Source organism: Plantactinospora sp. CNZ321, assembly GCF_004217235.1.
On sequence record NZ_SHKQ01000001.1, the window covers coordinates 1,654,377 to 1,673,837 of the forward strand.

The 19,461-nt window shown below is 72.3% G+C and carries 16 protein-coding genes; 6 read left to right on the forward strand and 10 right to left on the reverse strand.

The window, feature by feature from the left end:
* Positions 1-231: 231 nt before the first annotated feature.
* From EV371_RS33325 to EV371_RS07335, 6 genes are all read right to left on the reverse strand, one after another.
* Positions 232-369: a hypothetical protein gene (locus EV371_RS33325; protein ID WP_165436625.1), complete on the reverse strand. Its 138-nt coding sequence runs from the start codon at positions 367-369 to the stop codon at positions 232-234.
* Positions 370-604: 235 nt separating this feature from the next.
* Positions 605-2,065: a dihydrolipoamide acetyltransferase family protein gene (locus tag EV371_RS07315; protein WP_130461375.1), complete on the reverse strand. Its 1,461-nt coding sequence runs from the start codon at positions 2,063-2,065 to the stop codon at positions 605-607.
* A 5-nt stretch (positions 2,066-2,070) separates the two neighbouring features.
* The gene (locus EV371_RS07320; RefSeq protein ID WP_130461376.1) at positions 2,071-3,060 is read right to left on the reverse strand and encodes a transketolase C-terminal domain-containing protein; all 990 of its coding nucleotides are present in this window, start codon (positions 3,058-3,060) and stop codon (positions 2,071-2,073) included.
* Entirely contained in the window at positions 3,060-4,244 is a 1,185-nt protein-coding gene (pdhA, locus tag EV371_RS07325) for a pyruvate dehydrogenase (acetyl-transferring) E1 component subunit alpha (RefSeq protein WP_130461377.1), read from the reverse strand. Before pdhA ends, EV371_RS07320 begins: the two co-directional genes overlap by 1 nt.
* Positions 4,245-5,020: 776 nt before the next feature.
* Positions 5,021-5,608: a hypothetical protein gene (locus tag EV371_RS07330; protein ID WP_130461378.1), complete on the reverse strand. Its 588-nt coding sequence runs from the start codon at positions 5,606-5,608 to the stop codon at positions 5,021-5,023.
* Positions 5,609-5,739: 131 nt separating this feature from the next.
* Positions 5,740-6,435: an NUDIX domain-containing protein gene (locus EV371_RS07335; RefSeq protein ID WP_130461379.1), complete on the reverse strand. Its 696-nt coding sequence runs from the start codon at positions 6,433-6,435 to the stop codon at positions 5,740-5,742.
* Between the two features lie 392 nt (positions 6,436-6,827).
* Between EV371_RS07335 and EV371_RS07340 the strand changes: the two genes are divergently transcribed.
* Positions 6,828-8,360, forward strand: coding sequence for a M28 family metallopeptidase (locus EV371_RS07340; protein ID WP_165436626.1), 1,533 nt, complete (start codon positions 6,828-6,830; stop codon positions 8,358-8,360).
* A 155-nt stretch (positions 8,361-8,515) separates the two neighbouring features.
* Positions 8,516-9,130: a Uma2 family endonuclease gene (locus EV371_RS07345; protein ID WP_130461381.1), complete on the forward strand. Its 615-nt coding sequence runs from the start codon at positions 8,516-8,518 to the stop codon at positions 9,128-9,130.
* A 7-nt stretch (positions 9,131-9,137) separates the two neighbouring features.
* Here the strand turns inward: EV371_RS07345 and EV371_RS07350 are convergent, their stop codons facing one another.
* Genes EV371_RS07350 through EV371_RS07365 form a run of 4 tightly spaced genes read right to left on the reverse strand, consistent with a single transcriptional unit; the run spans position 9,138 to position 14,427 of the window.
* On the reverse strand, positions 9,138-10,367 hold the full coding sequence (locus EV371_RS07350) for a glycoside hydrolase family 12 protein (RefSeq protein WP_130461382.1): 1,230 nt from the start codon (positions 10,365-10,367) through the stop codon (positions 9,138-9,140).
* Between the two features lie 9 nt (positions 10,368-10,376).
* A complete protein-coding gene (locus EV371_RS07355; RefSeq protein ID WP_130461383.1) occupies positions 10,377-10,838 on the reverse strand; it encodes a hypothetical protein in 462 nt (153 codons plus the stop codon).
* Entirely contained in the window at positions 10,835-12,550 is a 1,716-nt protein-coding gene (locus tag EV371_RS07360; RefSeq protein WP_130461384.1) for a GTPase, read from the reverse strand. The genes EV371_RS07355 and EV371_RS07360 overlap by 4 nt, the downstream gene beginning before the upstream one ends.
* Positions 12,547-14,427: an ABC transporter gene (locus EV371_RS07365; protein ID WP_130461385.1), complete on the reverse strand. Its 1,881-nt coding sequence runs from the start codon at positions 14,425-14,427 to the stop codon at positions 12,547-12,549. The genes EV371_RS07360 and EV371_RS07365 overlap by 4 nt, the downstream gene beginning before the upstream one ends.
* Before the next feature lie 303 nt (positions 14,428-14,730).
* On the opposite strand from EV371_RS07365, the gene dnaK reads away from it, so the two are divergent.
* The 4 genes from dnaK to EV371_RS07385 all read left to right on the forward strand — a co-directional run bounded on the left by dnaK (position 14,731) and on the right by EV371_RS07385 (position 19,457).
* Entirely contained in the window at positions 14,731-16,608 is a 1,878-nt protein-coding gene (dnaK, locus tag EV371_RS07370; protein ID WP_130461386.1) for a molecular chaperone DnaK, read from the forward strand.
* Positions 16,609-16,665: 57 nt separating this feature from the next.
* On the forward strand, positions 16,666-17,652 hold the full coding sequence (grpE, locus tag EV371_RS07375; RefSeq protein WP_130461387.1) for a nucleotide exchange factor GrpE: 987 nt from the start codon (positions 16,666-16,668) through the stop codon (positions 17,650-17,652).
* Positions 17,653-17,792: 140 nt separating this feature from the next.
* Positions 17,793-18,980, forward strand: coding sequence for a molecular chaperone DnaJ (dnaJ, locus tag EV371_RS07380; RefSeq protein ID WP_130461388.1), 1,188 nt, complete (start codon positions 17,793-17,795; stop codon positions 18,978-18,980).
* A gap of 84 nt (positions 18,981-19,064) precedes the next feature.
* Positions 19,065-19,457, forward strand: a complete 393-nt coding sequence (locus tag EV371_RS07385) for a heat shock protein transcriptional repressor HspR (protein ID WP_207230714.1) — start codon at positions 19,065-19,067, stop codon at positions 19,455-19,457.
* Positions 19,458-19,461: the final 4 nt, after the last annotated feature.

Consider the following 19,461-nt stretch of genomic DNA (forward strand, 5'->3'; position numbering starts at 1 on the left):
CCGGGCCGGTCGTCCAGGCGAGCCGAACTGGCATCTGCTCGGCGCACTTCCTACCGGTTGGTCGGGGCGGCGACCGAGCTTCACCGTACCGGGCGGCGTCGCGGGGACGGTACTCCGGTCGTGGGCGGTTGGGAAACACCGACGGCCCGTCCGGAGCGCTCCGGACGGGCCGTCGATGTGGTGCGGAGGAGGTGAGGAGTCTGTCGCGAGGTCAGCCGTAGTAACGCCGCGTCAGCCGTAGTAACGCTGCGCGGCGATGAGGATCTCGTCGCGGACAGCCGGCGAACTCGTCGCCCGCAGTGCCCGCTGGATCGCCCGCGCGCGGCGCGCGCTCTCCCGGCGGTGACGAATTCGGTTGAGCATGCTCATGGTGTTGCGCCCCCTGGCTATTCGGTTGTGTACCGCGTTTGTCCTCTCTATTGAACCTCGCCGACGCCTTGACTGCCACCGATTATTAGGTGAGCTGAGCCACGAGCCGAAGAATCAAAGGTGTGACGGCCAAAACAACGATGATTCCTCGTCACCGAACGGACACAGCCGGTGTGCCCGGGAGTAACCCGGGACACACCGGCTGCCGTCACAGGTGATGCCGTGTGTCGGAGAGTCAGGTCCAGCCGAGCAGCGCCGCCTCCGGATCGGCCAGGAAGTCACCCACGTCACGCAGGAACTTCGAGCCCAGCTCACCGTCGATGATGCGGTGGTCGAAGGAGAGCCCGAGCGTCGTCACCTGGCGGACCTTGACCTTGCCCTTGTGCACCCAGGGCATCTCCCGGACCGCACCGAAGGCCAGGATCGCCGACTCGCCCGGCGGCAGGATCGGCGTACCGGTGTCGACGCCGAAGACGCCGACGTTGGTGATGGTCAGGGTGCCGCCGGACATGTCCGCCGGAGCCGTCTTCCCCGCCTTGGCGGTCTGCACCAGCGCCGTCATCGCGTCCGCCAGCTCGCGTAGACTGAGCCGGCCGGCGTCCTTGATGTTCGGCACGATCAGGCCGCGCTCGGTCGCTGCCGCGATGCCCAGGTTGACGTACTCCTTGACGACGATCTCGTCGCCGGCCCAGGTCGAGTTGACCATTGGGTGCCGACCGACCGCCAGCAGCACGGCCTTGGCGACCAGCAACAGCGGTGAGATCCGGACGTCCTGCCACTCCCGGCGCTTGCGCAACCGGTCGAGCGCCTTCATCGAGCGCGTCACGTCGACCGTCAGGAACTCGGTGACGTGCGGCGCGGTGAACGCCGACGCCGCCATGTTCTGCGCGGTCAGCTTGCGCACGCCCCGGACCGGGATCCGCTGCTCCCGGTCCGGCCCGAAGGCCGGCGCCGCCGTGCCCGCGCCGGTCAGCGCCGGCTCGGCCGCCGTCGCCGTGCCCGCCGCCGCCCGGTGTACGTCGTCCCGGGTGATCGAGCCGAGCGGCCCCGACCCGGTCAGGGTACGCAGGTCGACCCCGAGATCCTTGGCGAGTTTGCGCACCGGCGGCTTCGCCAGCACCAGTGCACCCGGCTCGGCGGCGTCCCCGCCGGCCCGGGGTGCCGGTGCCGGTGTCACAGCCGCCGGACGTACCGGCTCGACCGCCGCGCGTACCGGTTCCGGAGCCGGTGCGGCGACCGGGGCTGGAATACCGTTCGGAGCGGGTGCGCCGGCACCCTTGCGCGGGCGGCGCTTCGCGGCACCGGTACGCGGGCCGTACCCGACCAGCACCGCCGTCCGGCCACCCGGAGCGGGCCCACCGATCAGGCCGGGCTCGACGGCGCCCTCGGCGGGCGCGATCTCGACGGCGGCCAGCGACGCCGCCGACGGCTCCGGCAGGTCGCCGGCGCCCGGGTCGGTGTCTACGGCGAAGATCGGCGTACCGACGTCGACCACCGTGCCCTCGTCGTGGAAGATCGCGGTGATCCTGCCGCCCCACTTCGCCGGGATCTCGACGGCCGCCTTCGCCGTCTCGACCTCGACGACCGGCTGGTTCAACTCGACGGTGTCGCCGACCGCGACCAGCCACTTGAGGATCTCGCCCTCGGTCAGCCCCTCGCCGAGATCGGGCAGGGGGAACTCCCGCACGCGCGACATCCCGCTCACCACCCGAAGGTGCGGTCGACACCGTCGAGCACCCGGTCGAGGTTGGGCAGGTAGTCCTCCTCCAGCCGGGCGGCCGGATAGGGCGTGTCGAAGCCGGCCACCCGCAGCACGGGGGCCTCCAGGGAGTAGAAGCACTCCTCGGTGACCCGGGCCGCGATCTCGGCGCCGAGGCCGAGGTTGCTGGGCGCCTCGTGCACCACCACGCACCGCCCGGTGCGCTTCACCGACTCGTACACCGGAGCCAGGTCCAGCGGGGAGAGGGTGCGCAGGTCGATGACCTCCAGATCCCGGCCGTCCTCCTCGGCCGCGGTGGCCGCGTCCAGCGCGGTACGCACCATCGGGCCGTACGCCAGCAGCGTGGCGTCCCGGCCCGGCCGGACCACCCGGGAGGCGTGCAGCGGGTAGGCGTCACCGAGCGGGGCGTCCAGCTCCACCTGCCCCTTCTCGTGGTAGCGCCGCTTCGGCTCGAAGAAGACGATCGGGTCGTCCGAGGCGACCGCCTGCTGGATCATCGTGTAGGCGTCCTGCGGCGACGAGCAGGCGACCACCTTGAGCCCGGCGGTGTGCGCGAAGTACGCCTCCGGGGACTCCGAGTGGTGCTCGACCGCGCCGATGCCGCCCCCGAACGGGATCCGGATGACCATCGGCACCCTGACCTTGCCCTGCGAGCGGTAGTGCATCTTCGCCACCTGCGACACGATCTGGTCGTACGCCGGGTAGACGAAGCCGTCGAACTGGATCTCGCAGATCGGCCGGTACCCCCGGATGGAGAGCCCGACCGCGGTGCCGATGATGCCGGACTCGGCGAGCGGGGTGTCGATCACCCGGTTCTCGCCGAAGTCCTTCTGCAGCCCGTCGGTGATCCGGAAGACGCCGCCGAGCTTGCCGACGTCCTCTCCCATGATCACGACCTTGGGGTCGTGTTCCAGTGCGCGGCGCAGGCCGCGGTTGATCGCCTTGCCCAGGGTGAGGGTCTCGGTGGCCATCAGTGCACGCTCCCCTCGAACGAGTCCAGGTAACGGGCGGTGAACTCACGCTGCGCGTCCAGCTCGGGTGAACCGTTCGGGAACACGTGGTCGAAGAGGGTCAGCGGTTCGGGGTCGGGCATCTCCAGCACCCGCTCCCGCAGCCGCAGCGCCTCCTGCTTGGCCTGCTCCTCCACCTCGGCCAGGAACGTGTCGTCCGCGATGCCCTGCCTGGTGAGGAATGCCTTGACCCGGGCGATCGGGTCCTTCGCCTGCCACGCCTCGACCTCGCTGGCGATCCGGTAGCGCGTCGGGTCGTCCGTGGTGGTGTGCGCGCCCATCCGGTACGTGTACGCCTCGATCAGGGTGGGGCCCTGACCGTGACGCGCGTTGTCCAGCGCCGCCCGGGTCACCGCGTACGTCGCGAGCACGTCGTTGCCGTCCACCCGTACCCCGGGGAAGCCGAAACCGGCGGCCCGCTGGTAGAGCGGGATCCGGGTCTGCCGCTCCAACGGCTCGGAGATGGCGTACTGGTTGTTCTGGCAGAAGAAGACGATCGGGGCGTTGAAGACGGCCGACCAGATGAAGGCCTCGTTCACGTCGCCCTGGGCGGAGGCGCCGTCGCCGAAGTAGGCGATCACCGCCTCGCCGTCGTCGGTGCCGGTCCGGCCGTCCATGTTCACACCCATGGCGTAGCCGGTGGCGTGCAGGGTCTGCGCACCGATGACGATCGTGTACATGTTGAACTTGAACTCGTTCGGGTCCCAGCCGCCCAGGTCCACGCCGCGGAACAGGCCCAGCGGCATGATCGGGTCGATGCCCCGGCAGTAGAGCACGCCGTGTTCCCGGTAGGTCGGGAAGGCCATGTCCTGCGGCCGCAGCGCCCGACCCGAGCCGACCTGCGCCGCCTCCTGGCCGAGCAGGCTGGCCCAGATGCCCAGCTCACCCTGCCGCTGCAACGCGGTCGCCTCGGCGTCCAGCCGGCGAACCAGCACCAGGTCCCGGTAGAGACCGCGATATTCCTCGTCGGTGAAGTCGACCCGGTACTCCGTACCGTCGGACCAGGTCACCTTGTCGATCCGGTCGCCCTCGGGCGTGAGTAGTTGCACCAGGTCACTGGTGCCGGGGGACTTCCCGCCAGATCGTCCGGACCGGGGTGTGGCTCGTCTGCCGCGGGCCGTACCCGCGGGATCGCCCTTCGCCATCCCTATCTCCCTGTCGTTCGTGCGTCGGCACCGGGGGTGTCCCGACCGCGCAGCTGGTGCGCCCGTCCGGCTGGTGCCGGACCGGGGGTGGCTGCCGCGCCTTTCCCCGGTAGGGGTAGCCACGCGGCTGGACCAGATTCTGGCCGAGCCTGGTCCGTCGAGCGCCGGCACCGCGTCCTGCCTGCCGCGGGGGTGCGCGAAGGTCGCGGCCGCGTTGCCGTCGGCTCCATATTCGCAGAGCAACGCGGTACCGCCACAGGTCGGCCTCGGCCAGATCCAAGCCGCCGCCTGCTTCGCACCACATAAACCGATTTGATCGGGTACGGAAGTCGAGCCGATCAAAACTCGGACGCTGACACGCTGTACGACGCTAGCCAACACAGGGTTACTCAGCCACTGTAGGTAATGGCAGCGTCACTGCTGATCAGATGTGTACCACCCGGCCGCCGCCTGGCCCGCGCCGCCGACGACGAGGAGTTTTCCGTGCCCAACCACGGTTTCCAGCCCCCGCCTCCGGTGCTGCTGGCCCGGCACCGCCGGTCCGGCGGCGCACACGTCGGATATCGGAGGGTGACCGGGGTGCACCGGGCGGAAGGGCTCGGTCGCCCGGCCCGCCGGTACCTGTTCACGGTCGCGCTCCTGGCCGGCACCTCCTCGTTGCCGATCATGGCGACCATCGGCAGCGGCTCGGCGACCGTCTCCGACGGGATGCGCCCGGCCGACGCCACTCCGTTCGTCCCGCCCCCGCCTGGTGCGCTCCCGCAGGTGCGGCCGAGCTATCCGACCGTGCCACCGGTGGCGGAACCGGGACCGGCCGGTACGGGTGCCAGGTCCGAGCGGTCCGGCTGGCTGCCGTTCCTCGTCCCGCCCGGCGCCGTGCCGGTCCGACCCGGCCCCTCCGGAAGCGAACCCGGCCGGCTGCCGCCGATCGCCCCGCCCGTCGGGAACGAGCCGGGCGCGCCGGTACCGCCGGTTCTCGGGCCGCCGACCCAGTCGCCCGCGCCGCCGTCGCCGGTCCCGTCGCCGTCGTCCCCGCCGCCGTCACCGCTGCCGTCGCCGTCCCCGTTGCCGTCCCCGCCGCCGTCGCCGGCGCCCGAGCCGCCGACCGGCTCGCCGTCCACGGCGCCGACCGGTTCACCCGCGCCGACGGGCACACCGTCCGTCCCGGCCGAGCCGACCTCCTCGCCGGCACCGACCGGTCCCGCACCGACACCGGGCGCGACGGCCTCGGCGGCACCGACCGCCACCCCCGGACCGACGGCCCCCGCGCCGACTCCCGCGCCGACTCCCGCACCGGTACCCAGCACTCCGCCCGGCGGCACTCCGCCGGCCGCGACGGCGGCCTGAAGCCCGACCAGCGCCACGTGACGTGACGCGGCTTCGTGCCGATCGGTTCCCGGTCGCGCTCGGGCCGGTTCGCTCGGGCCGGCCCGCTCGGGCCGGTTCGGCTCCGGGCCGCTCGGGCCGCTCGGGGCGGTTCGGGGCCGGTTCGGCTTCAGCCTCGGGTGACCGACGGGCGGAGCATCGGCGGGTGCAGCAGTTCGGCCGGGCCGCGCCGGAAGAGCTGGGCTGGCCGGCCCCGGTCGCCCTCGGTGACCCGGCCGGCGGGCTCCACGAACCCCGGGGTGCTGGTGACCTTGCGGTGGAAGTTGCGCGGGTCCAACCGGCTGTTCCAGACGGTCTCGTAGATCGTCCGCAGTCGGGCGATGGTGAACTCCGGGGGACAGAACGCGGTGGCCAGCGGGGTGTACTCGAGCTTGGCCCGGGCCCGTTCGAGCCCGTCGGCCAGGATGACGTCGTGGTCGAAGGCGAGTTGGGCGTCGGCGACCCGGGACACCGGGAGCCAGTCCGCCGCGGCCGCGTCCGTACCGGCCACCGGCGTCGGCAGGTCCGGCAGCAGCGCCAGGTACGCCACGGTGACCACCCGCCCCCGCGGGTCCCGTTTCGGTGACCCGTACGTGCCCAACTGTTCGAGGTGGCCGATCGGCTCGGGAACTCCGGTTTCCTCGGTCAGCTCCCGGGCGGCCGCGTCCGGCAGGTCCTCGTCGAAGCCGACGAACCCGCCGGGCAGCGCCCAGCGGTCCTGGTACGGCGGCACCCCCCGGCGTACCAGCAGAATGCAGAGTTCGTCCGCCCGCACGGTGAGGACCACCAGGTCGACGGTGACGGCGAACGGCGGGTATTCGGCCATCTGAATTATCACCACCTTGACGAGAAGCTACCACAGTGGTTATCGTCAGCGAGACGAGAAAGGATTCGGTCCCTTCCCGCCCGAGGCGGACCGACCTACCGGGACAAGGTCGTCGACCGGCAACGACGGCCTTCGGCGGCGCCGGCCCCCGGGCCGGCGCCGCCGGCCCGATCGGCTGGCGGGGGGCCAGTTCGGTCACCGGCGGTGCCGGCGGGCCCGACCTGCTCTCCCAGGGCGTGGCCCGCCGGCCCTCCGTGACCGATCGTTCCCGCCCCTCCCGCACTACCGGCCGGTAAGCCGACTCGGCTGGACTATTCACCGGCCAGTTACCCGTGGCTATGCTGACCTCCCTCGATAAGACCGGTAACCCCGGTGACCGACAGGGAGGCAGCGTGGGTCGGACCAGCAATCGGTGGAGCCGTGGCCTACTGGCCACCACGCTCGTGACAGCGCTCGCGGTGGTGGCCGCGCCGGCACCGGCACAGGCCAGTTCCGGCCTCGGGAGCCTCGGCTCCTGGGTGCTGCGGAAGGCAGTCACGGCCAAGGGCGTCCAGAAACACCTCAAAGAGCTGCAGAAGATCGCGGACCGCAACAACGGCAACCGCGCTTCCGGCGCACCCGGATACGACAGGTCCGTCGACTACGCGGAGAAGGTGTTCCGTAAGGCGGGATACCGGGTCACCCGGCAGGCGTTCGACTTCCAGACCTTCCTGATCAACACTCCGTCCGAACTGGAGCGGGTGTCGGCGCCCGCCGGCGACCTGCCACACCGGATCATGAGCTACTCGGGCAGCGCCGACGTGACCGCTCCGGCCAGTGTGCCGGCCGGCGACTCCCAGGGCTGCGAACCGGGCGACTACGGCCCGGCGAACGTCGGCACGATCGTCGTGGTCAGCCGGGGCACCTGCCCGTTCGGGCAGAAGGCCAGCACGGCGGCGGCGTCCGGCGCGGCGGCGGTGGTCATCTACAACAACATCCCGGGTGACCTCTCCGGGACGCTGGGCAACGCGTACACCCTGGACTTCGCCGCCGTCGGCATCTCGCAGGCGCTCGGCCAGGAACTCGTCGGCCAGGTCGCCGGCGGCCTGACCCTGCGGGTCTTCACCGACACCTTCCGGGGGCAGGCCACCACCGAGAACATCTTCGCCGAGTCCCGCTGGGGCGACCCGGGCAACGTGGTGATGGCCGGTGCGCACCTCGACTCGGTGGCGGAGGGCCCGGGCATCAACGACAACGGCAGCGGCAGTGCCGCGCTGCTGGAGATCGCCGAGCAGATGCGCTGGTTCCCCACCAGGAACAAGGTGCGGTTCGCGCTCTGGGGCGCCGAGGAGGCCAACCTGGTCGGCTCGACGTACTACATCGCCAACCTGCCGCAGGCGGAGCGGGACAGGATCGCCCTCTACCTGAACTTCGACATGGTCGGCTCGCCGAACTACGTCCGGTTCGTCTACGACGGCGACAACTCGGCCTTCCCGCCCGGCACCGGGTCGGCGGCCGGGCCGCCCGGCTCGGGCGCGATCGAGAAGCTCTTCCACGACTACTTCCGGTCACAGCGGCTGGCCTCGGCCGAGACGCCGTTCTCCGGGCGCAGTGACTACGGTCCGTTCATCGCGGCCGGGGTGGACATCCCCTCCGGTGGTCTCTTCACCGGGGCAGAGCAGGTCAAGACGGCCGAGGAGGCCCGGGTCTACGGCGGCACCGCCGGTGTCTCCTACGACCCCTGCTACCACCAGGCCTGCGACGACATCGACAACGTCAGCCTGAAGGCGATCGACGAGATGTCCGACGCGATCGCGCACGCGATCATCACGTACGCCTACGACACCCGCAGCCTCGGCACCGCGCTGACCGGCCCGACGAGCGGCAGCACCGCGCCGGCCGGCGGCGGTGGCGGCCTGCACGACGACCACGAGGTCGCGATCTGATTCTCCGGAGTACCCAGACGCCGGGGCGGCGCACTCGCGCCGCCCCGGCGTCGTTACGTGAAACTGTCGGTGCTCTCCGTTAGCGTGGCGCCCGTGAACGTTCCACCCGTAGCCTTGACCTCGTGGCTTCCCCGACCGATCCCGGAGGTTCTCCGATGAGCGCCGCCCCGATCGCCCTCGACCGGCCCGGCCCGCACGGCTACACCACGGCAGACCTGCACGCCCTGCCCGATGACGGCCGGCGCTACGAGCTGATTGACGGGAGCATCATCGTGTCCCCCTCGGCCACGATCGACCACAACACCATCGCCCGGTGGATAGCAAACATCCTGGAGGATTCCTGTCCTTCTGATGATTACGCTGTCGGCACCGACCAGTCGACCACGGTCGACGCGTACAACGAGCCGCGGCCGGACGTGGTGGTGACCCGGGCGGAGCACCTGCGGCGTACGCCGTTCCCGATCGTCGACGCGCTGCTGGTGGTCGAGGTGGTGTCGCCGACCTCGGCGCTGCGGGACACCGAGACCAAACGGGCGCTCTACGCCCGGGCCGGGGTTCCGGCGTACTGGATCGTGGTGCCCGAGGAGGAGAAGCCGAGCATCTCCCTCGCCGAACTGGTGCTCGACCCGGGAAGCCGGAAATACCGGTACGTCACCCACTACACCACCGAGCCGTTCGCGACCGGGCAGCCGTGGCCGGTCCGGGTGGACCTGCCCGCGCTGACCGCCCGCCGGGCGAAGCTGATGGGCCAGCCGGTCGAGGAAGGCTGACCGGGGGCTATGCCGGGTCCTCGTCCAGGCGCTGCCGGTTCGCCTCGATCCAGGCGTCCAGCGCCGCCGGGTCGTTCGGGTCGACGCCGTCGGCGATGAGCTGGGCCACCGCCGCCGTCGCCGGACTGCGTCGCTCCCCGGTGGTGTAGAGCCGGACGAACTCCGGCACCATCTCCTCGATCGAGCTGTCGGTCTGGGCCGCCGCCTCGGCCGGCAGCCCGCGCAACCGGCCGGCGTACGCCGCCCAGCTCCGGACCACCCTCGGCAGCATCGCGGCGTCGTCCATGTCGAGTACCGCCCGCCGGTGCACCCAGTCGAGCAGCAACAGGCCGGCCACCGCCGGACTCCACCGCAGCGGGTCCGGCTCGGCGAAGGTCGCCGCGTGGTCGAGTACCAGGCTGAGGCAGAAGTGCAGCGAGGCGAGATCGGCCTCGGGTACCTCGGACAGGCCGAACCGGGCGGCCTCGGGCGAGGCGAGGAAGGACCGGACCAACCGGTCCCGCTCGGTCGTGGAGAGCGGCTCGGCCGCGTCGCCGATGACGGCGGTCGGCGCGGGCGGGGGCAGCAGCGCCAGCCGGGCACCGACCAGGGTCCGGTCGGTGGCGAGCGAACCCTGGTCGGGCAGGTCCCCCAACTCGTCGGTGATGTCCAGGTGCCGGGCGACCTCGCCGCGCAGCCGCGCCGGATCCTCCTCCCGGAACCAGGTCAGCGCGTCACCGGCACACATCTGCCGGATCTCGCCGAGGATCCGCTCGGCGGGACCGCCGACGAAGACGTCCTTGGTGATGCCGATGTTGTGGTCGACCAGGGCCACCACCGCGTGCTCCGGGCCACCCGCCGCACTGTCGTCATAGGCGAAGGTGGCGAGGTAGGAGGTTTGGTCGCCGTACACGTCGCCGTAGGCGTAGCTGCCGGTCAGGCGTACCTTGCCGAGCTGGTCGGACCAGGACGGCGCCTGCGCGCCCGGCCGGACCGAGGCGGCGCCGGCGGCGTCCGGCACCAGGGCCGCGAAGACGGTCCGGATCGTGGTCGCGGCGGCGGTACGCCGACGGGACGTCGCGGAGAGGAAGTCGCCCACGAAGTCCCGAACGGCATTGTTGCGATCCTCCTCCGCGATCGCGTAGACGCTGCCCAGCAGTGCGGTGCCGAGCATCTCGGCGTCCAGGGCGCAGTCGAGCTTGGTCACGTCGCGGGCGGCATGCAACACGGCTTCAAAAGGGGTCCGAGGCGAGGCCATGCACCGACCCTACGCCCGCTGGCGCCGGTCCAGCACGAGCAGCGCGCCGGGACCGAGCACGCCGAGCAGCAGCGCCCCCCGACTGGCGAGCAGATCGGCACTGCTCAGCGTGCCGGTGTGCGCCAGGTGGAAGACCAGGTGCACGGTGCCGAAGATCAGCAGCCCGGTCAGCACCACGGCGGTGACCCGACGGTCGTCGAACCAGGCGGCCGCCAGCAACATCACGCCCAGGGTCAGGAACGCCGCCCCGACGTCGGTCATCAAATGGGGGTTGTACGGCGGGTAGCCGGCCGTCCAGGAGAGCCCGAAGCCGGGGAAGTTGTCGAAGAACCAGCGTGGCGCCAGAACGGCCGGCACCCCCCAGCAGACGTGCAGTACGCCGAGCAGCACCAGCCCGCCCCGGACCAGGACCGGCCGCCACCCGCCGATCGGCGACGACCCGCCGCCGGCCGTCGGGGCGCGGCCGGTCATCGGCGGGCCGAGGCCACACCCAGGGCGGACCGTGCCTCGGCGTAGGCCCGCAGCACCTCGCGGACCGGGGTCACCACCAAGCCCCGGGCGGCTTCGGCCACGGCGTCGTGCATCCGGCCCTCGGCGCGCCACCGGGCCCGGCGGGCCGCCCACCTGATCACCGGCTTGACCAGCAGCGAGAGTAGTGCGCCGCAGAGCAGGCCGCCGAGCAGCAGGGCGGTGGGCAGCGGCGCCACCCCGACCATCGGATACTCCAGTTCCGGCAGCCCGAGGGCGCGTACCGCGTAGCCGAGGACCAACCAGCCCAGGCCGATCGCGGCGGCGACGGTGACCAGCCACTGCACCGCGTTGACCAGCCGCCACCAGACCGGCCGGCGCTGCACCCCGAGGTCGGTGGTGGCGACGGCCCGGTCGAGTGCGTCGGGCAGGTCGGCCAGCCGGGAGCGGGCCGCCGCCGTCACCGCCGCCGGCCAGGGATCCGGCAGCGTCGCGCCGGCCCGGTCGGCGACCGCCCGGACGGCCAGCCCGACCGCGGAGCGCTGCGCCGCGGTCGGCTCGGGCACCGAGGTCGCCGCCACCGGCGCGCGCTCGATGCCGAGCAGCCCACCCGGCTCCGGTGCGCGTTCCGGCGCGACGGGCGCCTCGCCGAGGTGCAGCCGGCGGAGCGGGTCGGGGCGTAGGCGTCGCAGGCCCCGGGCCAGCGGCCAGCCGGTCGCCGCCACCGCCCGGTGCCGGTACGCCTGCTCGGTCGCCTCCGCCACGGCCGGTACGCCGGCCGCGGCGGCCAGCGCGTCGATCAGCCGGCGGATCGTCGGCCGGTCCACGTCGTCGTCGGCCCGCCCCGGGGCGACCAGCCCGGCGAGCCCGTCGACGACCGCGTCCGCGTCTCCGGAGAGCCGGCGCAGTGCCGCCTGCCGCTGTGCCACCGCCTGCTCCAGCTGGGCCCGCAGCGGTGCCGTACCGGCGTCGGTCAGCGCCGAGGTGGTGAGTACCGGCACCCCGCTGAGCTGGTCGGCGTCGACCAGCCGGCGCAGGTCGGTGAGGACCCGGGGCAGGTCGTCCGGTGCCAGCCGGTCGGCCTGGTTGAGCACCACCACGGTGACGTCCCGGTGCCGGTGGAACTCGCGCAGGTAGCTGCGGTGCAGCACCCTGTCGGCGTACTTCTGCGGGTCGACCACCCAGACGACGAGGTCGACCAGGCCGAGCAGCCGGTCCACCTCGGAGCGGTGCGACCACTCGACCGAGTCGAAGTCGGGCAGGTCGAGCAGGACCAGGCCGTGCAGGGCCGCCTCGTCCGCCCCGTCCAGCGCGCTCTCCCGGACGAACCGGTGCCGGGGCAGTACGCCGACCCAGTCGAGCAGCCGGGTGGCGTCGTGCAGCGGCCCCCAGACGCAGGCGTGGGTGACCCCGGTGGTCGGCCGGCGTACCCCGACCGGTGACATCTCGAACCGGGCCAGCGAGTTGAACAGGCTGGACTTGCCGCTGCCGGTGGCACCGGCCAGCGCCACCACCGTGTGGTCGCGGGAGAGCGCCAGCCGGGTGCCGGCGCGCTCGATCAGGGTGTGCGCCGCGACCAGCCGTTCGTCGGGCAGGTGGCCGTCGACGACCCCGAGGAACCGGTTGATCGCGTGCAGGCGCTCGACCAGCCGGTCCGGGTCGGCCCGCTGGTCGGAACGGAACGTGTCCCGGACCCTGCCCAGGATGTCCGTCATCGGGCCGCCTCCGCTCCGGCTGTCTGGTCCGCCCCGTCCCGCGCGGCGTCGACCAGCCGGGCGGCCTCGCGGAGCTGGTCGCCGTGGCCGGCGTCGACCCCGGCGGTCGCGGTGCGGGCCAGGTAGCGGGCCGCCTCCTCCTCGAAGAGTCGGTCGACCATACCGAGCAGCTCCGCCCGGGCCCGGGTGGCCAGGCTGCGGGTGGCCTGGTCGCCGAAGATTGCTTCCAGTACCTTCTGGGCGGCGACGGTGGTGCCGCCGGCCGCCGCCACCTCCAGCCCGGTCGGGATGAACGCGGTGGAGGCGAAGACGGCGATCATCACCGCCAGGCCCGTGGCGTTCACCGCGTACGCCGCGCTGCGGGCCACGAACCGCTTGTCGCCGCCGGAGGTGCGGACCAGCTCGAGTACGCCGCGCTGCCAGTCCCGGACCAGCCGCTCGGCCCGCTCCGGCAGGTCCTCGCCCGGCCGGGACAGCTCGCTGGTGAGCAGCGCGGCGCCGGCCGGATGGGTCTGCCAGGCCGCGGCGGTCTGCTCGGCGGCGGTGGCGGCGGACTCCCGCAGCAGGGTGACGAGCTGCGACTCGATCGCGCTGCGGAGCTGGGCGTTCGGGGCGGGACGGCCGGTCACCGCCGCGACGAGCCGGTCACGGAGCTGGCCGACCCGGGCCTCCAGGGTGCGGAAGAGTTCGCCGGTGCCGACGAACTCCTGCCATCGGGCCAGCACCTCGCCCCGGAGCAGCCGGCCGTCCCGCAGCGCCTCCTCGACACAGCGGCGGGCGCCCCGGTAGGCGCTGCGGACCCGTTCGTCCAGCGCCTGTGCGGCGTTCGCCTGCTGGTCGGCGGCGGTGGCCAGGCTCTCGACGGCCGGGCCGAGCGCGGCGACGGCGCCGTCGAGGGTCTGCCGGATCACCGCCGCCCGGGCCTCCGAGTCGGCGGCGAGCCGGCCGAACCAGGAGCGCAGCGGTTCGGTCAGCCGTCCGGGCAGCAGCCCCTGCCCGTCGACCACCGTCTCCGGGAGTACGAACAGCGGCGCGGCGTCGAGTTGGTGCTCGGCGAGCATCTCGGCCAGGTGCGCGGTCACCTCGTCGGCGGCTGCCGGCGGCACCCGGTCGAGGACGAGCGCGATCGCCGTGCCGCGAAGCCGGGCGGTGCGCAGCAGTTCCCAGGGCACCGCGTCGGCGTACCGGGCGGCGGTGGTGACGAAGAGCCACAGGTCGGCGGCGGCGAGCAGTTGGGCGGCGAGCGCCCGGTTGGCGTCCACCACCGAGTCGATGTCCGGCGCGTCCAGGAAGGCCAGCCCGGCGGGGAGCGCCGGTGCGGTGACCAGGTGCAGGGTGTCCGGCTGATCTCCGGGGCTGGTGGTCCGGGTCAGCCCGGGCAGCAGGTCGCCCTGCCGGAACCACGCCGAGTCGAGTGGGCTGCAGACCAGCACCGGCGAGCGGGTGGTCGGCCGAAGGACGCCGACGCTGCTGACTCGGGCCTGGACCAGGCTGTTGACCAGGGTCGACTTGCCGGCACCGGTCGAGCCGCCGACGACCACCAGCAGCGGCGCGTCGAGCCGGGCGAGTCGGGGCAGTAGATAGTCGGCGAGCTGGGCCCGCAGCGCGGAGCCGAGCTGACGGGCTTCGTCCGCCCCGGGCAGCGCCAGTGGATAGGCGGTGACGTCGATCGCGCCCCGCAGCCGGGTCAGCGCCCAGCGCAGGTCCGTCCCCGCGTCACCGGCCGGTGGCACCGGCCCTGCGGTGACGGCGGGGTCGTCGGCCGGCGGGCGCCGGAGGGGGCTTTCGGCCTGCTCGCGATCCGCGTCGGCGATGGGGGTTTCCGGGCCGACCAGGGGCGTGCCGAGGCCGGTGGCCGGTTCGCCGTGGGTCGTCACGGGGTAAAGACTGCCCGATCCCTGCAAGACAGACAACAGGCGTGCTCGCCCACGGATCGGTGCGCGGTGCGCCGCCGGTTTCCTGGCCGGCTGTCCGGATACCCACGACCACCGTCGATGGCCTCCCGCGCGGACGGATTCGCGGTGGTGGAAGCCGCGCGGTGGGTTGCGTCGATGTGACTCAAGTCCGACTTTGCGCGTACGGCGGATCGTGGCACTATTGAGTCCGGTCCACTCAACTTGTGGTGGGTGCGCTGCGGGCGGTGCCCGTCACCTGCCTTGTAACGAAGCGAGGAAGCGAAGATGGCACGTGCGGTCGGAATCGACCTCGGCACGACGAATTCCTGCGTCAGCGTTCTCGAAGGCGGTGAGCCCACCGTCATCGCGAACGCCGAGGGCTCGCGGACGACTCCTTCGATCGTCGCGTTCGCCCGCAACGGCGAGGTGCTCGTCGGTGAGGTCGCGAAGCGTCAGGCGGTGACCAACCCGGACCGGACCATCCGGTCGGTCAAGCGGGAGATGGGCACCAACTGGTCCGTCGACATCGACGGCAAGAAGTACACCTCACAGGAGATCTCCGCCCGGACGCTGATGAAGCTCAAGCGGGACGCCGAGGCGTACCTGGGCGAGCGGATCACCGACGCCGTGATCACCGTTCCGGCGTACTTCAGCGACGCGCAGCGGACCGCCACCAAGGAGGCCGGGGAGATCGCCGGCTTCAACGTCCTGCGGATCGTGAACGAGCCGACCGCGGCGGCGCTGGCGTACGGGCTGGACAAGGGCTCCAAGGAGCAGACGGTCCTGGTCTTCGACCTCGGTGGCGGCACCTTCGACGTGTCGCTGCTGGAGCTGGCCGAGGGGGTCATCGAGGTCAAGTCGACCAGCGGTGACAACCTCCTCGGTGGCGACGACTGGGACGAGCGGGTCATCGACCACCTGGTGAAGACCTTCCGTGGCCAGCACGGTGTCGACCTGTCCCAGGACAAGATGGCGATGCAGCGGCTGCGCGAGGCGGCCGAGAAGGCCAAGATCGAGCTTTCCGCCGCCACCACCACCAGCATCAACCTGCCGTACATCACGGCCGGCCCGGCGGGCGGCGACGGTGCCCCGTCGGCACCGCTGCACCTCGACGTGACGCTGACCCGGGCGGAGTTCCAGCGGATGACGCAGGACCTGCTCGACCGCTGCAAGGGCCCGTTCGACCAGGCCATCAAGGACGCCGGGGTGAAGGTCTCCGACGTCGACCACGTGATCCTGGTCGGCGGCTCGACCCGGATGCCGGCCGTCTCCGAGCTGGTCAAGCAGCTCACCGGCCGGGAGCCCAACAAGGGCGTCAACCCGGACGAGGTCGTCGCGGTCGGTGCCGCGCTCCAGGCCGGCGTGCTCAAGGGCGAGGTCAAGGACGTCCTGCTGCTCGACGTCACCCCGCTGTCGCTGGGCATCGAGACCAAGGGCGGCATCTTCACCAAGCTCATCGAGCGCAACACGACCATCCCGACGAAGCGCTCCGAGGTCTTCACCACGGCCGACGACAACCAGCCGTCGGTGCTGATCCAGGTCTTCCAGGGCGAGCGGGACATCGCGGCCTACAACAAGAAGCTCGGCACCTTCGAGCTGACCGGCCTGCCGCCGGCGCCGCGCGGTGTGCCGCAGGTCGAGGTCACCTTCGACATCGACGCGAACGGCATCGTGCACGTCAACGCGAAGGACCTCGGCACCGGCAAGGAGCAGTCGATGACGATCACCGGCGGCTCGGCGCTGCCGAAGGACGACATCGAGCGGATGATGCGGGACGCCCAGGACCACGCCGACGAGGACAAGCGGCGCCGGGACGAGGCGGAGACCCGCAACCAGGCCGAGCAGCTCCAGTGGCAGACCGAGAAGTTCCTCGCCGAGAGCGGGGACAAGCTGCCGGCCGAGCCGCGCGACAAGATCAACGAGGCCCTCGGCGACCTGCGCTCCGCGCTCGGCGGGACCGACCTGGAGAGCGTCAAGTCGGCCCACGAGAAGCTGCTCAAGATCTCCCAGGAGGCCGGCTCGCTGCTCTACGCGCAGCAGCAGGCCGAGCAGGGGCAGCCGGGTGCCGCCGGCGCCGGCCCCGAGGCCGGACCGACCGGTGCCAAGGGTGGCGCCGACGACGTGGTGGACGCGGAGATCGTCGACGAGGACGACAAGAAGTGACGTTCCGCTCCCTGCGTACCCGGCCTGGCCGCAAGCACAACGGATTGAGGTAGTCGAATGACGGACAAGCCACGAGCCGCTGATCCGGAGTCCACCGGATCGGTGCCGGGTGGCTCCGCACCCGCCGACCCCGTCACGGACACGGCCGGCGAGGGCGTCGTCATCCGGAACAACCGGAAGATCAACCTGACCGACGACCAGCCGGGTTCGGCAGCAGCCGACCCGGACGGTACGACCGACGGCTCCACCCTGGCGGCGAAGGATCCGAACCCGGACCCCGAGCCGCCGGGCGACGCCGAGCCGGTCGTGGCCGCCGGAGAGGTCGACGACACCGCGTCGACCGGTGCCGCAGCCTCTGTCGACGACGCGAAGTCGGCCGAGAGCGGACCGGAGGTGGACGACTCGACCACCGATCCGGGTGACCCCACCACCGACGACTCCGGCGCCGAGACCACCGAGCCGGGCCCCCCGGTGGTCGACGACACCGAACTCGCCGAGGTGCTGGCGGCGGAGCGACCGTCCGGCACGGACGGACCGGTGGTGGACGCACCGGTCAATCCGGTCGCCGAGGCCGCCGCCGACGCCGACGGGTCCGCCCCGCTCGGCGCCGAGCTGGCCGCGCTCCGGGCCGAGCTGGACGAGCGGGTCAAGGATCTCCAGCGGGTGACCGCGGAGTTCGCCAACTACCGCAAGCGGATGGACCGGGAGCGGTCCAGGGACGCGGACCGGGCCACCCGGGTCGTACTGGCCGCGCTGCTGCCCGTACTCGACGACCTCGACCGGGCCCGCGAGCACGGCGACCTGGTCGGGCCGTTCGGCACGGTGGCAGAACAGTTGATCACGACACTGGGCAAGTTCGGCCTGACCCCGTTCGGCGAGAAGGGCGACCCGTTCGACCCGAACCTGCACGAGGCGGTCGCGCACCAGACCTCAGCCGACGTCACCGAGTCCACCTGCGTCGAGGTGCTGCGCCGGGGCTACCAGGTCAACGATTCGCTGCTGCGGGCCGCGCTGGTCGGGGTGGCCGATCCGGAGCCGGAGTGAGTGCTCCGGTGCCGGAGGAGACCGGGTCGAAGCGAGGTTGAGCCGGTGCGTCGCGGTCGAGGTGTCACCCGTACGCCGTCCGTCGGATGGGGTGCGGGCGGCACCTCGACCGCGCCACAGGGGAAGGGGGTGGACGACCGATGAGTTCCAAAGACTGGCTGGAGAAGGACTTCTACGCCGTGCTGGGGGTGGCCAGGTCCGCCTCTCCTGACGAGATCAAGAAGGCCTACCGGAAGCTGGCCAGGGAATCCCACCCGGACCACAACCCGGGTGACACCCAGGCCGAGGAGCGATTCAAGGCCGTCTCCGAGGCGTACGACGTGCTCGCCGACGCGCGCAAGCGCAAGGAGTACGACGAGATGCGCTCGCTCTTCGGGTCGGGCGCGTTTCGGCGCAACGCCCGGGCGGGCGGTCCTGGCGGCTACCCGTTCGACGTCTCGGACCTCTTCGGCGGGGTCGGCCAGCCGGGCGGCGCGGCCGGCGAGGACCGCCGGTTCGGCGGTGCGGGTTTCTCCGACCTGTTCAGTTCGATCTTTTCCGGCGGTGGTCCGACCCGGACCCGCGGCCCGGCCCGGGGCCGGGACGTCGAGGCCGAGGTCATGCTCGACTTCGGCGACGCGGTACGCGGGGTCACGGTGCCGCTGACGCTGCGCGCTCCCGGCGTCTGCGACACCTGCCACGGTGACGGCGCCAAGCCGGGGACGCTGCCCCGGACCTGCCCGCAGTGCCGGGGTGCCGGGGTCGTCACCCGCAACCAGGGCTCGTTCAGCTTCTCCGAGCCGTGCCGCGAGTGCCAGGGCGTCGGCACGATCGTGGACGAGAAGTGCCCGGAGTGCCGGGGTACCGGCGGGGTCACCAAGTCCCGCACGCTCAACGTGCGGTTTCCGGCCGGGGTGGCGGACGGTCAGCGGATCCGGCTTGCCGGCCGGGGTGAGCCGGGCGATCGGGGCGGCCCGCCCGGCGACCTGTTCGTCCTGGTCAAGGTCCGCTCCGACGACATCTTCGGGCGCAGCGGCGACGACCTGACCCTGACCGTGCCGATCACCATCGCCGAGGCGGTGCTCGGGACGGATCTGCGGGTGCCGACGTTGGACTCGTCGGTGACCCTGCGGGTGCCGCCGGGCACGCCGAGCGGCCGTACGCTCCGGGCTCGGGGCAGGGGTGTGTCGAGGCGGGACGGCCAGGCCGGCGATCTGCTGGTGACCGTGGAGATCATGGTTCCCGAGCAGCTCTCGCCGGAGGCCAGGAAGGCGCTGGAGGAGTTCGCCGCGCAAACTCCGGCGGCGGCACGGGAACATCTCGACGCCCGGGTGCGTCGTTTCAACTGAGCTGTTGGCAACGCGGAGGTGATCAAGGTGGCCGAGGATTACGTCGTCGTCTCGGTCGAGCAGGCGTCCGACGCCAAGGTCCTGATGATCTCGGTCGCGGCCCGGATGGCCGGCATGCACCCGCAGACCCTGCGGCAGTACGACCGGATGGGGCTGGTGCAGCCCGGTCGCGCCCCGGGGGGTGGGCGCCGGTACAGCGCCCGCGACGTGGCGCTGCTGCGTGAGGTGCAGCGGCTCAGCCAGGACGACGGTGTCAACCTGGCCGGCATCAAGCGGATCATCGTGCTGGAGCAGATGGTTGACGAGCTCCAGCAGCGGGTCGCCGGTCTACAGGCCGAGCTGGAGGCCGCCTACCGCCGGGTGGCGGAGCTGGAGGCGGTGGGCGGGCTGCCCCGCCGGGACCTGGTGCCCACCAGCCGGCCCTCGACCGCGCTGGTCGTCTGGCGTCCCCGCCGCGGCACCGATCCGTCGGCCTGACGCC